The following is a 12987-nucleotide window of genomic DNA, read 5'->3' as shown; positions in this document are numbered from 1 at the left end:
TCCGGCCACTCTACGGGAAGCGCGCCGCGCCTGCAGGACCGGGGGCGGCTGCCTACAATCCTCGCCCGATGACCCCCGCAATCTCCTTCCAGCAGGTCGGTAAGACCTTCCAGACCCCGCGCGGCCCGCTGCAGGCGCTCGATGGCGTCAGCCTCGACATCGCGCAGGGCGAGTTCTTCGGGCTGCTCGGGCCCAACGGCGCGGGCAAGACCACGCTGATCAGCATCCTGGCGGGGCTGGCGCGCGTCACCTCCGGCCGGGTCGAGGTGATGGGCCACGAGGTGGTGGCCGACTACGCCGCGGCGCGCCGCTCGCTGGGCATCGTGCCGCAGGAGCTGGTGTTCGATCCCTTCTTCTCGGTGCGCGAGGCGCTGAAGATCCAGAGCGGCTACTTCGGCGTGACCGGCAACGAGGCCTGGATCGACGAGCTGCTCGAGGGCCTGGGCCTGGCCGACAAGGCCGGCGCCAACATGCGCCAGCTCTCGGGCGGCATGAAGCGCCGGGTGCTGGTGGCGCAGGCGCTGGTGCACCGCCCGCCGGTGATCGTGCTCGACGAGCCGACCGCCGGCGTCGACGTCGAGCTGCGCCAGACGCTGTGGCAGTTCGTCGCCCGGCTCAACCGCGAGGGCCACACCGTGCTGCTGACGACGCATTACCTGGAGGAGGCCGAGGCGCTGTGCGGGCGCATCGCCATGCTCAAGCAGGGCCGCATCGTCGCGCTGGACCGCACCAGCGCGCTGCTGGGCGCGGCCTCCAGCACGATGCTGCGCTTCAAGACCGACGACGCGCTGCCGGCCGAGCTGGCCGCGCAGGCGCGCATCACCGGGCGCATCGCCCAGCTCAAGGCGCGCGACGCCGCCGAGGTCGAGCAGCTGCTGGCGCGGCTGCGCGCCGCCGGCGTGCGCGTCGAGGACCTGGAGATCGGCCGCGCCGACCTCGAGGACGTGTTCCTGGACATCATGCAGGGAGGCCGGACATGAGCGCCGTCGCCAGTTCGCGTCTTGCCGGGGCCGGCACGCTGTTCCGCAAGGAGGTGCTGCGCTTCTGGAAGGTCAGCTTCCAGACGGTGGCCGCGCCGGTGCTCACCGCGCTGCTCTACCTGCTGATCTTCGGCCATGTGCTCGAGGACCATGTGAAGGTCTACGACGCGGTCAGCTACACCAGCTTCCTGGTGCCGGGCCTGGTGATGATGAGCGTGCTGCAGAACGCCTTTGCCAACAGCTCGTCGAGCCTGATCCAGAGCAAGATCACCGGCAACCTGGTCTTCCTGCTGGTGGCCCCGCTGAGCCACTGGGCCTGGTTCGTGGCCTATGTCGGCGCCTCGGTGGTGCGCGGGCTGGTGGTGGGCGCGGGCGTGCTGGCGGTGACCGCCGGCTTCGCGCACCTGCGCCTGGCCGAGCCGCTGTGGGTGCTGGCTTTCGCGCTGCTGGGCGCGGGCATGCTGGGCACGCTCGGGCTGATCGCCGGGCTGTGGGCGGAGAAGTTCGACCAGCTCGCCGCCTTCCAGAACTTCATCATCATGCCGATGACGTTTCTCTCGGGCGTCTTCTACTCGGTGCACTCGCTGCCCGGCGTCTGGCAGCAGGTGAGCCACCTCAACCCGTTCTTCTACATGATCGACGGCTTCCGTCACGGCTTCTTCGGCGTGAGCGACGTGTCGCCCTGGACCAGCCTGGCGGTGGTGGGCACCAGCTTCGTGGTGGTCGCGGCGATCGCGCTGCGGCTGCTGGCCAGCGGCTACAAGCTGCGGCACTGAGGCCGCGTCGCCCCTCTCGCACCGCCCCCCGCATCGACGCCGAAGCGCTCCTTTTTCACGCTGCCGCTACAATCCGACCCATCATGGCTGATCCCACCCCCGCCCAGGTCCGCGACTACATCGCCGCGGGCCTCCCCTGCGAGCACCTCGATGTCGAGGGCGACGGCCGACATTTCTTCGCGACGATCGTCTCGGCGAGCTTCGAGGGCAAGCTGCGCGTCGCGCGCCACCAGCTGGTCTACAAGGCCCTGGGCGAGCGCATGCGCGAGGAAATCCACGCGCTGTCGATGAAGACGCTCACGCCGGCCGAATGGGCCGCGCAGTCCGGCGCCGCCCCGGCCGCTCATCCGCATCACTGACGACCCGCGCGCGGCGGCAGGCCGCGGCGCGGGCGCCCGGCCGGCCGGTCCTTCCGGCGTCTGATCGATCGTCCGCACCGCCCCAGGCCCCGCCGGACGCATCTTCCCCGCACCCCGCTCCCCTCACACCACGCCTGCCCATGGACAAGCTCCTGATCCGCGGCGGCCGCACCCTCCAGGGTGAGGTCACGATTTCCGGCGCGAAGAACGCCGCCCTGCCGGAGCTGTGCGCCGCGCTGCTCACCGCCGAGCCGGTCACGCTGGCCAATGTGCCGCTGCTCAAGGACGTCTCGACGACGCTGAAGGTGCTGGCGCAGCTCGGCGCCAGCTCGGTGCGCGATCCGGCCGACGCGTCGGTGGTCACCGTGGACGCCTCCAGCATCACCTCGACCGAGGCGACCTACGACCTGGTCAAGACGATGCGCGCCTCCATCCTGGTGCTGGGGCCGCTCTTGGCGCGCTTCGGCATCGCGCGGGTGTCGCTGCCTGGCGGCTGCGCGATCGGCTCGCGTCCGGTGGACCAGCACATCAAGGGCCTGCGCGCGATGGGCGCGGAGATCCGCGTCGAGCACGGCTACATCCACGCCACCGCCCGCCGCCTGAAGGGCGCGCGCATCACCACCGACATGGTGACGGTGACGGGCACCGAGAACCTGCTGATGGCCGCGACGCTGGCCGAGGGCGAGACGATCCTCGAGAACGCCGCGCAGGAGCCCGAGATCACCGATCTGGTCGATCTGCTGGTGTCGATGGGCGCGCAGATCGAGGGCCGCGGCACCAGCCGGCTGCGCATCACCGGCGTCGAGCGCCTGCACGCGCCCAAGGTGGCGCACCGCATCATCCCGGACCGCATCGAGACCGGCACCTTCCTGTGCGCGGTGGCGGCCACCGGCGGCGACGTGACGCTGCGCCGTGCCGACGCCAGCCACCTCGACGCGGTGATCGACAAGCTGCGCGAGGCCGGCGTGACGGTCGAGGCCGGCGCCGACTGGATCCGCGTCGCCGCCCACCAGCGCCCGAAGGCGGTGAGCTTCCGCACCAGCGAGCATCCGCTGTTCCCGACCGACATGCAGGCGCAGTTCATGGCGGTGAACTGCATCGCCGAGGGCGTGGCGCGCGTCACCGAGACGATCTTCGAGAACCGCTTCATGCACGTCAACGAGCTGGTGCGCCTCGGGGCCCACATCGCCGTGGACGGCCACACCGCCATCGTCGAGGGCATCCCGCGGCTGTCGGGCGCCACCGTCATGGCCACCGACCTGCGCGCCTCGGCCAGCCTGGTCATCGCCGGCCTGGTCGCCGACGGCACCACCACCGTGGACCGCATCTACCACCTCGACCGCGGCTATGACGCGATGGAAGTGAAACTGCGCGCCATCGGCGCCGACATCGAAAGGATTCCGGGATGAGCGACATGATCACGCTCGCGCTGTCGAAGGGCCGCATCTTCGAGGAGACGCTGCCGCTCTTGGCCGCCGCCGGCATCGAGGTGCTCGAAGACCCGGAGAAGTCCCGCAAGCTCATCCTGCCGACCAACCGCGCCGACGTGCAGGTGGTGCTGGTGCGCGCCACCGACGTGCCGACCTACGTCGGCCACGGCGGCGCCGACCTCGGCGTGGCCGGCAAGGACGTGCTGATCGAGCACGGCGGCGAGGGCCTGTACCAGCCGCTGGACCTGAACATCGCGCGCTGCCGCATGAGCGTGGCGGTGCGCGAGGGCTTCGACTACGAGGCCGCGGTGCGCCAGGGCTCGCGCATCCGCGTGGCCACCAAGTACACCACCATCGCGCGCCAGCACTTCGCCGACAAGGGCGTGCATGTCGACCTGATCAAGCTCTACGGCTCGATGGAGCTGGCGCCGCTGACGGGCCTGGCCGACGCGATCGTCGACCTGGTCTCCACCGGCAAGACGCTCAAGGCCAACCACCTGGTCGAGGTCGAGCCCTTCATGGAGATCTCCTCGCGCCTGGTGGTCAACCAGGCCGCGCTGAAGCTCAAGCGCGACCGGCTGCGTCCGCTGATCGACGCCTTCGCCGCCGCGATACCGAAAGACTGATTCCCCCGCTTCATCCTCACGGAAACTGCCATGCCTCCCGTCGCCGTCCGTCACCTGAACACCGCCAGCGCCGATTTCGAGACCGAGTTCAAGCGCGTGCTGCACTGGTCGGCGGAGACGGATCATGCGATCGAGGAGCGCGTCGCCGCGATCCTGGCCGACGTGCAGGCCCGTGGCGACGCGGCGGTGCTCGAGTACACCGCGCGCTTCGACGGGCTGGAGGCGCCTTCTGTGGCCGCGCTGGAGCTGACCCGCGAGGAGCTCAAGGCCGCCTTCGACGCCATCACGCCGGCGCAGCGCAGCGCGCTCGAAGCCGCGGCCCGGCGCGTGCGCGCCTACCACGAGCGCCAGCTCCAGGCCTGCGGCCTGAGCTGGTCCTACCGCGACGAGGACGGCACGCTGCTGGGCCAGAAGGTCACGCCGCTGGACCGCGTCGGCATCTACGTGCCCGGCGGCAAGGCGGCCTATCCGTCGTCGGTGCTGATGAACGCGATTCCCGCCCATGTGGCCGGCGTGCCCGAGATCATCATGGTCGTGCCCACGCCGCGCGGCGAGAAGAATCCGCTGGTGCTGGCCGCGGCCTATGTCGCGGGCGTGAGCCGCGCCTTCACGATCGGCGGCGCGCAGGCGGTGGGTGCGCTGGCGCACGGCACCGCCACCGTGCCGCGTGTGGACAAGATCACCGGCCCGGGCAACGCCTATGTGGCCAGCGCCAAGCGCCGCGTCTTCGGCCAGGTCGGCATCGACATGATCGCCGGCCCCTCCGAGATCCTGGTGCTGGCCGACGGCACCACGCCGCCCGACTGGGTGGCGATGGACCTGTTCAGCCAGGCCGAGCACGACGAGCTGGCGCAGTCGATCCTGCTGTGCCCGGACGCCGGCTACATCGCCCAGGTGCAGGCGGCGATCGACCGGCTGATCGAGGGCATGCCGCGCCGCGACGTGATCCGCGCCAGCCTGGAAGGGCGCGGCGCGCTGATCCTGACGAAGGACATGGAGGAGGCCTGCGCGATCAGCAACCGCATCGCGCCGGAGCACCTCGAGGTCAGCTCGGCCGAGCCGCACCGCTGGGAGCCGCTGCTGCGCCACGCCGGCGCGATCTTCCTCGGCGCCTACACCAGCGAGTCCTTGGGCGACTACTGCGCCGGCCCCAACCATGTGCTGCCCACCAGCGGCACCGCGCGCTTCAGCTCGCCGCTGGGCGTCTACGACTTCCAGAAGCGCTCCAGCCTGATCGAGGTGAGCGAGGCCGGCGCGCAGCAGCTCGGCCCCATCGCCGCCGAGCTGGCCTACGGCGAAGGCCTGCAGGCCCATGCGCAGGCCGCCGAGTTCCGCCTGAAGCGCGCCGACTGAACCGGAGTTCCGAGATGACTGCTTCCTCGTCTTCCGCTGCTGCGCTGCCCGAGCGCCTGCAGACCATCCTGCGCAACGATGTGCAGGGCATGCACGCCTATGCGGTGCAGCCCAGCGCCGGCTTCGTCAAGCTCGACGCGATGGAGAACCCCTTCCAGCTCCCGCCCGAGCTGCAGGCCGAGCTGGGCCGGCGTCTGGGCGCGGTGGCGATCAACCGCTATCCCGGCGCGCGCATCGACGAGCTGAAGGCCGCGCTGGCCGCGCACATCGACCTGCCCGAAGGCTGCGCGCTGATGCTGGGCAACGGCTCGGACGAGCTGATCTCGCTCTTGGCCATGGCCTGCGACCGCCCCGGCGCGACCCTTCTGGCGCCGGTGCCGGGCTTCGTGATGTACGCGATGTCGGCGCAGCTGCAGGGGCTGGCGTTCGTCGGCGTGCCGCTGACGCCTGACTTCGAGCTGGACGAGGCCGCGATGCTCGAGGCCATCGAGCTGCACCGCCCGGCCATCACCTACATCGCCTACCCGAACAACCCGACCGCCAACCTGTTCGACGATGCGGTGATCGAGCGCATCGTCGCGGCGGTCGGCCGCCAGAACGGCCTGGTTGTGTTCGACGAGGCCTACCAGCCCTTCGCCTCGCGTTCGTGGATGGCGCGCGCCGGCGAGTTCGACCATGTGCTGGTGATGCGCACGCTGAGCAAGTTCGGCCTGGCCGGCATCCGCCTGGGCTACATGGTCGGCCCGGCGGCGCTGGTGGCCGAGATCGACAAGGTGCGCCCGCCCTACAACGTCAGCGTGCTCAACGCCGAGGCGGCGCTGTTCGCGCTGGAACATGCCGACGAGTACGCGCGCCAGGCCGCGCTGCTGCGCCAGGAGCGCGAGCGGCTGCAGGCGGCGCTGCGCGAGATGCCCGGCGTGAAGGCCTGGCCGAGCGAGGCCAACATGATCCTGGTGCGGGTGGCCGACTCGAAGGCCGCCTTCGAGGGCATGAAGCGCCAGGGCGTGCTGATCAAGCATGTCGCCGCGCTGCATCCGCTGCTGGCCAACTGCCTGCGCCTGACCGTCGGCACGCCCGACGAGAACGACCGCATGATCGCCGCGCTGCGCGCGTCGCTCTGAGACCCGAGCCCCCCATGAGCACAGACACCCTGACCCCGGCCGCCGGTGCCGGCGCGGACCGCATCGCCGAGATCCGCCGCGACACCAACGAGACCAAGATCCGCGTGCGCGTCAACCTCGACGGCAGCGGAAAGTCGGTCCTGAAGACCGGCATCGGCTTCTTCGACCACATGCTCGACCAGATCGCCCGTCACGGCCTGATCGACCTGGAGATCGAGGCCGACGGCGACCTGCACATCGACGGCCACCACACGGTCGAGGACGTCGGCATCACGCTGGGCATGGCGGTGGCCAAGGCCGTGGGCGACAAGAAGGGCCTGACCCGCTACGGCCACGCCTACGTGCCGCTGGACGAGGCGCTCTCGCGCGTGGTGGTCGACTTCTCCGGCCGCCCGGGCCTGGCGATGGACGTGAAGTTCACCGCCGGCATGATCGGCGCGCTCGACACGCAGCTGGTGTTCGAGTTCTTCCAGGGCTTCGTCAACCACGCGCTGGTCAGCCTGCACGTCGACAACCTGAAGGGCCACAACGCGCACCACCAGTGCGAGACGATCTTCAAGGCCTTCGGCCGCGCGATCCGCATGGCGATCACGCCCGATCCGCGCTCGGCCGGCGTGATTCCGTCGACCAAGGGATGCCTCTGACATGAGCCAACGAACTGTCGCCGTCGTCGATTACGGCATGGGCAACCTGCGCTCGGTGTCGCAGGCGGTGATGCATGTGGCGCAGGGCTCGGGCCTGGAGGTGGTCGTCACCTCGCGCCCCGAGGACGTGCGCGCGGCCGAGCGCGTGGTGCTGCCGGGCCAGGGCGCGATGCGCGACTGCATGCGCGAGCTGCACGATTCCGGCCTGAAGGAGGCGGTGCTCGAGGCCGCCGCCTCGAAGCCGCTGATGGGCGTGTGCGTCGGCATGCAGATGCTGCTCGACCACTCGGAGGAGCAGGACACGCCGGGCCTGGGGCTGATTCCGGGGCGCGTCATCCGCTTCCGGCTGGACGGGCGCCTGCAGCCCGACGGCAGCCGCTTCAAGGTGCCGCAGATGGGCTGGAATCGGGTGCGCCAGATCGCGCATGACGGCGCGGTCCACCCGGTCTGGGCCGGCGTGCCCGATGGGGCCTGGTTCTACTTCGTCCACAGCTACCACGCCTGCCCGGCCGAGGCGCGCCACGCCGCCGGCGAGACCGACTACGGCGACGCCTTTACCTGCGCGGTGGCCCGGGATAACATTTTCGCGACCCAGTTCCACCCGGAGAAGAGCGCCGACCACGGCCTGGCGCTCTACCGCAACTTCCTGTCCTGGAAGCCCTGAGCGGCGCCGATCGGCTCCTGCTGCGCCTCCTTCCCTCCCTTCAACCGCAACCTCTGCGTTTCCAGCCATGCTGCTGATCCCGGCGATCGATCTCAAAGACGGCAAGTGTGTCCGCCTCAAACAGGGCGACATGAACGACTCCACCACCTTCGGGGACGATCCGGCCGTCATCGCGCGGCGCTGGCTCGACGCCGGCGGCCGCCGCCTGCATCTGGTCGACCTGAACGGCGCCTTCGCCGGCAAGCCGGTCAACGCCGGCGCGATCAAGTCCATCCTGGCCGAGGTGGGCGGCCGCATCCCGGTGCAGCTCGGCGGCGGCATCCGCGACCTCGACACCATCGAGCGCTATCTGGACGCCGGCATCAGCTACGTCATCATCGGCACCGCCGCGGTCAAGAACCCCGGCCTGCTGCGCGACGCCTGCGCTGCCTTCCCCGGCCACATCATCGTCGGCCTCGACGCCAAGGACGGCAAGGTCGCCACCGACGGCTGGAGCAAGCTCACCGGCCACGAGGTCGTCGATCTGGCCAAGAAGTTCGAGGACTATGGCGTCGAGAGCGTCATCTACACCGACATCGGCCGCGACGGCATGCTCTCGGGCATCAACATCGAGGCCACCGTGCGTCTGGCGCAGGCGCTGAAGATCCCGGTGATCGCCTCGGGCGGCCTGTCGAACATCCAGGACATCGAGGCGCTGTGCGCGGTCGAGAAGGAAGGCGTCGAGGGCGTCATCTGCGGCCGCTCGATCTACACCGGCGACCTCGACTTCGCGGCCGGCCAGGCCCGCGCCGACGCGCTCAACGGCGTGGCGGGCTGAGCACCATGCTGGCCAAGCGCATCATTCCCTGCCTGGACGTGACCGGCGGCCGTGTCGTCAAGGGCGTCAACTTCGTCGGCCTGCGCGATGCGGGCGACCCCGTCGACATCGCCGCGCGCTACAACGACCAGGGCGCCGACGAGCTGACTTTCCTCGACATCACCGCCACCAGCGACGGCCGCGACCTGATCCTGCACATCATCGAGGCGGTGGCCTCGCAGGTCTTCATCCCGCTGACGGTCGGCGGCGGTGTGCGCACGGTGGCCGATGTGCGCCGGCTGCTCAATGCTGGCGCCGACAAGGTCAGCTTCAACTCGGCGGCGGTGGCCAATCCGCAGGTGATCCGCGAGGCCAGCGACAAGTACGGCTCGCAGTGCATCGTCGTGGCGATCGACGCCAAGCGCCGTGTCGGCGAGGACCTCGCCGCCAAGGGTCCGGGCTGGGACGTCTACACCCACGGCGGTCGCAAGAACATGCACATCGACGCGGTGGCCTGGGCCGCGCAGATGGCGCAGATGGGCGCCGGCGAGATCCTGCTGACCAGCATGGACCGCGACGGCACCAAGATCGGCTTCGATCTGGAGCTCACCCGCGCGGTGGCGGATGCGGTGCCGGTGCCGGTGATCGCCTCCGGCGGCGTGGGCAACCTCGACCACCTGGCCGACGGCGTGCAGCAGGGCGGGGCGGATGCGGTGCTGGCCGCCAGCATCTTCCACTACGGCGAGCACACCGTCGGCGAGGCCAAGCGGCTGATGGCCGCGCGCGGCATCCCGGTGCGGATCTGAATGCTCAGTCCGGCGCGTCCTCGTCGGACGCGTAGCGGTCCAGCACCGGTTGGAACCAGGGCGGGATCGCGTCGGTCTCCAGGCTCAGCGACTCGCCCGCGTCGGTGATCTCGGCCAGCAGCAGTCGGTCCTCGCCGGAGTTGTCGAAGACATAGGCGCGGCTGCTCTGGTCGATGGCTTGCGGCAGCAGGTCCAGCGAGCGGTGGTAGCGCTCGCGGATCTTGTCCTGTGGCACCGGATGCCCGCCGCCGAGCACGCGGTTGCGCACGCGCTCGACATTGATCTCCGGGTCGTCGGTGGCGACGAAGTACAGGTAGGTGCGGTAGCCATGCGCGCGCGCCCGGGCCATGAAGTCCACCTTGTCGCGCGAGGACATGACTGTCTCGAAGGTGAAGGACTGGCCACGCGCCAGCAGCCGGTGGCGGATGAAGTCCGACAGCACCGAGGCGTGGTAGGAGTTGACCTGAACCGCACCGAAGGTCACCCGGCTGCCGTCGAGGCCCAGCCGGGCCGCGTCGACGAGCAGAGCCGGATCGCGCGACAGCAGTGTCGAGGCGGCCATGAAGGCGTGCAGGCTCCCGATGTCGGCGGCGTCCAGCGCGAAGTCGGCCAGGTCGAGGTGCCCTCGGCCGCGGATGGATTTCTCGATCTCGTCGGCGTTGACATAGACGCCCAGCCATTCCGGCCGCAGCGCCTCCTTGATCGTGCTCTTGCCCGAGCCGTTCGGGCCGGCGAAGACCCGCAGGCGCGGGACTCCCATGCTCAGCGCGGGGCCCGGCGCGTCAGCGTCATGCCGCGTCGCACCGGGATGCGGGCGGGCAGGCTGCGCAGCACATGACGCTCGCCGCTGGCACGGGTCTCGACCAGCTGGCCGTCGACCGCTTCGATCACCCGTCCGGAGATCTGCAGCGCCTGCTGGCGGGCCTGCCTGACCGCCAGCTCGGCCAGTTCGGGAATGCGGGCTTCGGCCGCCTGCATCGCGGCTTCGTCGAGAACGATCGGAGGGGTCATCGCGGGCTCCTGTGATGCGCCGGATTGTCTCATGCGGTCTTTGCCGCGCTCAGACCAGGCTGTTGCGGATCGCGTAGACCGTCAGCTCGGAGTTGTTGGTCAGCCCCAGCTTCTCCAGCACGCGCGCGCGGTAGACGCTGACGGTCTTGGGACTCAGCGACAGCTCCTCGGCGATGTCGGACAGGCGCTTGCCGGAGGCGATCATCGTCAGCGTCTGCAGCTCGCGATCGGAGAGCTTCTCGTGCGGCGCCTCGGGCGCGGGCGTGGTCAGGCTCTCGACCAGCATCTGCGCCATCTCGGCGGTGATGTACTTGCGCCCCTGCGCGACCATGCGCACCGCGGCGACGATCTGCGCCGGATCGGCGCCCTTGTTGACATAGCCGTAGGCGCCGGCGCGCAGCGCGCGCAGCGCGTACTGGTCCTCCGGGTACATCGAGACGATCAGCACCCGGATCGGCGAGCCCTCGTCCTTGAGCACATGCAGCACGTCCAGGCCGCTGCGCCCGGGCATGCTGATGTCGAGCACCAGCACGTCGCAGGAGGTGCTGCGCAGCAGCGTGCGCAGCTCGCCGTATTCGCCGGCCTCGCCGACGATCTGCATGTCGGGCTGCTCGGCCAGCGTGTCGCGGATGCCACGGCGGATCAGCGCGTGGTCGTCGCACAGGATGACGCGGGTCATAGCGCTCCCCAGGTGGATGGATCGTGAGGGCTGCCCAGGGGCAGGTCGATGTCGGTGTCGCCAGGACGCGAGCTGGTACCGACCACGTCGAGCGGCACCGACAGGATCAGCGTCGTGCCGGTGGGCGAGCTGCTCAGGTCGATCCAGCCGCCGACGGTGTCGGCGCGCTCGTGCAGGCCGCGGATGCCGAAGGAGCGCTCCTTGCCGAGGTCCTGGTTCGACAGGCCGCGGCCGTTGTCGCTGATCTCCAGCGACAGCACGCCGGCGGCCACCGTCAGGTCGACCTGCACCCGGGTGGCGCGGGCGTGCTTGGAGATGTTGGTCAGCGCCTCCTGCGCGGTGCGATAGGCCACCAGCGGCACGCCCGGGGGCAGGCGCAGGTGGTCATGGCTGGTGCGGAAGGCGGTCATGATGCCGTTGCGGCGCTCGAAGCGCTGCGTCATCCATTGCAGTGCCGCCACCAGGCCCTGTTCGAGAATGGCTGGGCGCAGGTTGTGCATGATGCGCTGGCTGGCCTCGATGGCGTGGTTGACCGTCTCCAGCGCCTGCTGGGCGCGCTCGGCCATCGGGCCGTTGGGCGCGTGGCGCGCCAGCCAGGCCAGATCGAACTTGACCGCGGTCAGCGAGCCGCCGACGTCGTCGTGGATCTCGCGCGCGATGGCGGCGCGTTCCATCTCGATCGAGGTCTGCAGGTGCTGGGCCAGCTCCGACAGGCGCTTGCGCGAGCGCGCCAGCTCCTCGTCGCTGCGTTGGCGCGCGCGCAGGCCCTCGCAGACCTCGACCGCATGCAGCAGCGCCGGCACCAGCCGGATCAGGTTGCTCTTGAGCAGGTAGTCGGAGGCGCCGTTGCGCATCGCCTCGACCGCGGTGTCCTCGCCGATCTCGCCGGAGACCAGGATGAAGGGCAGCAGCGCATCACGCTCGCGCAGCAGCTCCAGCGCCACCAGGCCGGAAAAGCCTGGCAGGTTGTAGTCGGAGATCACCGCGTCCCAGCGCTGGTCCAGCGCGGCCAGGAAGGCGCCCTCGGTGTCGATGCGCTGCATCGACGGCTCGATGCCACCGCGGCGCAGGTGTGCCAGCACCAGCTGGTGATCCAGCTCCGAATCTTCCAGATGAAGCAGGCGCAGGCGGCGCAGCTGGGGGGTACGGGGCATGGGCGGGCAACGTTTTTTCACATGTCAGGAACTGAGCCGGATTTTGAGGCGTGATCCCGGCACCGGTGACAGGCGCGATTGAGAAAAATTGATGCAATCGACACCCGTTCAGTGTCCATCAACAGCGGCGAGCCGCTGCCGGAGAGATTCATGCCATCCATCCTTGCTGTCGACGATTCCCCTTCCATGCGTCAGATGGTCCAGTTCACGCTGAAAAGCGCGGGCTACCAGGTCGTGGAAGCGGTCGACGGAGCCGACGCCTGGGAAAAGGCCGGCCGCCAGCAGTTCGACCTGGTGCTGACCGACCAGAACATGCCGCGCATGGACGGCACCTCGCTGACGCGCAAGCTGCGCGAGACCTCCCAGTACCGTTCCACGCCGATCCTGATCCTGACCACCGAGTCGGGCGACGACATGAAGAAGGCCGGCAAGGAGGCCGGTGCCACCGGCTGGCTGGTCAAGCCCTTCGATTCGATGAAGCTGCTCGAGGTCATCCGCATGGTCATCCGCTGACCCTGCCTTTCGACCCTGCACCGCCCATGGCACCGGCGTCGCAGCATGACTGCTGTGCCGGTGCCTTCTCGGACC

At 69.8% G+C, this 12987-nt stretch carries 17 protein-coding genes; 12 read left to right on the top strand and 5 right to left on the bottom strand.

Features of this window, described 5'->3' with window-relative positions; all coding sequences use genetic code 11:
- Positions 1 to 68 precede the first annotated feature (68 nt).
- The 11 genes from BW996_RS11315 to hisF all read left to right on the top strand — a co-directional run bounded on the left by BW996_RS11315 (position 69) and on the right by hisF (position 9555).
- On the top strand, positions 69 to 980 hold the full coding sequence (locus BW996_RS11315; RefSeq protein ID WP_037483207.1) for an ABC transporter ATP-binding protein: 912 nt from the start codon (positions 69 to 71) through the stop codon (positions 978 to 980).
- The gene (locus tag BW996_RS11310) at positions 977 to 1756 is read left to right on the top strand and encodes an ABC transporter permease (RefSeq protein WP_037483208.1); all 780 of its coding nucleotides are present in this window, start codon (positions 977 to 979) and stop codon (positions 1754 to 1756) included. Before BW996_RS11315 ends, BW996_RS11310 begins: the two co-directional genes overlap by 4 nt.
- 83 nt (positions 1757 to 1839) lie before the next feature.
- A complete protein-coding gene (locus BW996_RS11305) occupies positions 1840 to 2115 on the top strand; it encodes a BolA family protein (protein WP_037483211.1) in 276 nt (91 codons plus the stop codon).
- A gap of 140 nt (positions 2116 to 2255) precedes the next feature.
- The gene (murA, locus tag BW996_RS11300; protein WP_037483213.1) at positions 2256 to 3524 is read left to right on the top strand and encodes a UDP-N-acetylglucosamine 1-carboxyvinyltransferase; all 1269 of its coding nucleotides are present in this window, start codon (positions 2256 to 2258) and stop codon (positions 3522 to 3524) included.
- Positions 3525 to 3529: 5 nt separating this feature from the next.
- The gene (gene hisG, locus BW996_RS11295) at positions 3530 to 4171 is read left to right on the top strand and encodes an ATP phosphoribosyltransferase (RefSeq protein ID WP_037483265.1); all 642 of its coding nucleotides are present in this window, start codon (positions 3530 to 3532) and stop codon (positions 4169 to 4171) included.
- Between the two features lie 30 nt (positions 4172 to 4201).
- A complete protein-coding gene (hisD, locus tag BW996_RS11290; RefSeq protein ID WP_037483215.1) occupies positions 4202 to 5524 on the top strand; it encodes a histidinol dehydrogenase in 1323 nt (440 codons plus the stop codon).
- Positions 5525 to 5538: 14 nt separating this feature from the next.
- Positions 5539 to 6645 carry a histidinol-phosphate transaminase gene (hisC, locus tag BW996_RS11285; RefSeq protein ID WP_037483217.1) on the top strand — a complete coding sequence of 369 codons (1107 nt, stop codon included), beginning with the start codon at positions 5539 to 5541 and terminating at the stop codon, positions 6643 to 6645.
- A gap of 14 nt (positions 6646 to 6659) precedes the next feature.
- On the top strand, positions 6660 to 7289 hold the full coding sequence (gene hisB, locus BW996_RS11280; RefSeq protein WP_051632049.1) for an imidazoleglycerol-phosphate dehydratase HisB: 630 nt from the start codon (positions 6660 to 6662) through the stop codon (positions 7287 to 7289).
- Position 7290: 1 nt separating this feature from the next.
- Positions 7291 to 7953 (top strand): imidazole glycerol phosphate synthase subunit HisH, encoded by a 663-nt coding sequence (gene hisH / locus BW996_RS11275; protein ID WP_037483219.1) that lies wholly within the window; start codon positions 7291 to 7293, stop codon positions 7951 to 7953.
- Between the two features lie 67 nt (positions 7954 to 8020).
- A complete protein-coding gene (gene hisA / locus BW996_RS11270) occupies positions 8021 to 8770 on the top strand; it encodes a 1-(5-phosphoribosyl)-5-[(5-phosphoribosylamino)methylideneamino]imidazole-4-carboxamide isomerase (RefSeq protein WP_037483221.1) in 750 nt (249 codons plus the stop codon).
- A gap of 5 nt (positions 8771 to 8775) precedes the next feature.
- A complete protein-coding gene (gene hisF / locus BW996_RS11265; protein WP_037483224.1) occupies positions 8776 to 9555 on the top strand; it encodes an imidazole glycerol phosphate synthase subunit HisF in 780 nt (259 codons plus the stop codon).
- Between the two features lie 4 nt (positions 9556 to 9559).
- On the opposite strand, the gene BW996_RS11260 is transcribed toward hisF, so the two are convergent.
- From BW996_RS11260 to BW996_RS22405, 5 genes are read right to left on the bottom strand one after another with little or no spacing between them, the layout of a single operon-like run.
- Positions 9560 to 10315, bottom strand: coding sequence for an ATPase (locus tag BW996_RS11260; RefSeq protein ID WP_037483227.1), 756 nt, complete (start codon positions 10313 to 10315; stop codon positions 9560 to 9562).
- A gap of 2 nt (positions 10316 to 10317) precedes the next feature.
- Positions 10318 to 10566: a hypothetical protein gene (locus tag BW996_RS11255; protein ID WP_037483229.1), complete on the bottom strand. Its 249-nt coding sequence runs from the start codon at positions 10564 to 10566 to the stop codon at positions 10318 to 10320.
- 49 nt (positions 10567 to 10615) lie between these two features.
- The gene (locus BW996_RS11250; RefSeq protein WP_037483232.1) at positions 10616 to 11245 is read right to left on the bottom strand and encodes a response regulator; all 630 of its coding nucleotides are present in this window, start codon (positions 11243 to 11245) and stop codon (positions 10616 to 10618) included.
- Positions 11242 to 12399: a hybrid sensor histidine kinase/response regulator gene (locus BW996_RS11245; protein ID WP_037483234.1), complete on the bottom strand. Its 1158-nt coding sequence runs from the start codon at positions 12397 to 12399 to the stop codon at positions 11242 to 11244. Before BW996_RS11245 ends, BW996_RS11250 begins: the two co-directional genes overlap by 4 nt.
- A gap of 17 nt (positions 12400 to 12416) precedes the next feature.
- On the bottom strand, positions 12417 to 12551 hold the full coding sequence (locus BW996_RS22405) for a hypothetical protein (RefSeq protein ID WP_259373329.1): 135 nt from the start codon (positions 12549 to 12551) through the stop codon (positions 12417 to 12419).
- Here BW996_RS22405 and BW996_RS11240 point away from each other — a divergent pair.
- The gene (locus tag BW996_RS11240) at positions 12550 to 12912 is read left to right on the top strand and encodes a response regulator (RefSeq protein ID WP_037483269.1); all 363 of its coding nucleotides are present in this window, start codon (positions 12550 to 12552) and stop codon (positions 12910 to 12912) included. The genes BW996_RS22405 and BW996_RS11240 overlap by 2 nt on opposite strands.
- Positions 12913 to 12987: the final 75 nt, after the last annotated feature.

It is taken from the genome of Sphaerotilus natans, assembly GCF_900156335.1.
GTDB lineage: Bacteria > Pseudomonadota > Gammaproteobacteria > Burkholderiales > Burkholderiaceae_C > Sphaerotilus > Sphaerotilus natans.
The sequence above is the reverse complement of the archived record's forward strand: the minus strand, read 5'-3'. Positions and strand labels throughout refer to the sequence as shown.

What these genes read in the sequence shown, in the direction of transcription:
- BW996_RS22405 (WP_259373329.1), bottom strand. Translation starts at nt 12,551, where the DNA reads ATGAATCTCTCCGGCAGCGGCTCGCCGCTGTTGATGGACACTGAACGG.
- hisC (WP_037483217.1), top strand. Translation starts at nt 5,539, where the DNA reads ATGACTGCTTCCTCGTCTTCCGCTGCTGCGCTGCCCGAGCGCCTGCAG.
- hisG (WP_037483265.1), top strand. Translation starts at nt 3,530, where the DNA reads ATGATCACGCTCGCGCTGTCGAAGGGCCGCATCTTCGAGGAGACGCTG.
- BW996_RS11255 (WP_037483229.1), bottom strand. Translation starts at nt 10,566, where the DNA reads ATGACCCCTCCGATCGTTCTCGACGAAGCCGCGATGCAGGCGGCCGAA.
- BW996_RS11260 (WP_037483227.1), bottom strand. Translation starts at nt 10,315, where the DNA reads ATGGGAGTCCCGCGCCTGCGGGTCTTCGCCGGCCCGAACGGCTCGGGC.
- BW996_RS11315 (WP_037483207.1), top strand. Translation starts at nt 69, where the DNA reads ATGACCCCCGCAATCTCCTTCCAGCAGGTCGGTAAGACCTTCCAGACC.
- BW996_RS11250 (WP_037483232.1), bottom strand. Translation starts at nt 11,245, where the DNA reads ATGACCCGCGTCATCCTGTGCGACGACCACGCGCTGATCCGCCGTGGC.
- BW996_RS11310 (WP_037483208.1), top strand. Translation starts at nt 977, where the DNA reads ATGAGCGCCGTCGCCAGTTCGCGTCTTGCCGGGGCCGGCACGCTGTTC.
- hisB (WP_051632049.1), top strand. Translation starts at nt 6,660, where the DNA reads ATGAGCACAGACACCCTGACCCCGGCCGCCGGTGCCGGCGCGGACCGC.
- murA (WP_037483213.1), top strand. Translation starts at nt 2,256, where the DNA reads ATGGACAAGCTCCTGATCCGCGGCGGCCGCACCCTCCAGGGTGAGGTC.
- BW996_RS11240 (WP_037483269.1), top strand. Translation starts at nt 12,550, where the DNA reads ATGCCATCCATCCTTGCTGTCGACGATTCCCCTTCCATGCGTCAGATG.
- hisA (WP_037483221.1), top strand. Translation starts at nt 8,021, where the DNA reads ATGCTGCTGATCCCGGCGATCGATCTCAAAGACGGCAAGTGTGTCCGC.
- hisD (WP_037483215.1), top strand. Translation starts at nt 4,202, where the DNA reads ATGCCTCCCGTCGCCGTCCGTCACCTGAACACCGCCAGCGCCGATTTC.
- BW996_RS11305 (WP_037483211.1), top strand. Translation starts at nt 1,840, where the DNA reads ATGGCTGATCCCACCCCCGCCCAGGTCCGCGACTACATCGCCGCGGGC.
- hisH (WP_037483219.1), top strand. Translation starts at nt 7,291, where the DNA reads ATGAGCCAACGAACTGTCGCCGTCGTCGATTACGGCATGGGCAACCTG.
- BW996_RS11245 (WP_037483234.1), bottom strand. Translation starts at nt 12,399, where the DNA reads ATGCCCCGTACCCCCCAGCTGCGCCGCCTGCGCCTGCTTCATCTGGAA.
- hisF (WP_037483224.1), top strand. Translation starts at nt 8,776, where the DNA reads ATGCTGGCCAAGCGCATCATTCCCTGCCTGGACGTGACCGGCGGCCGT.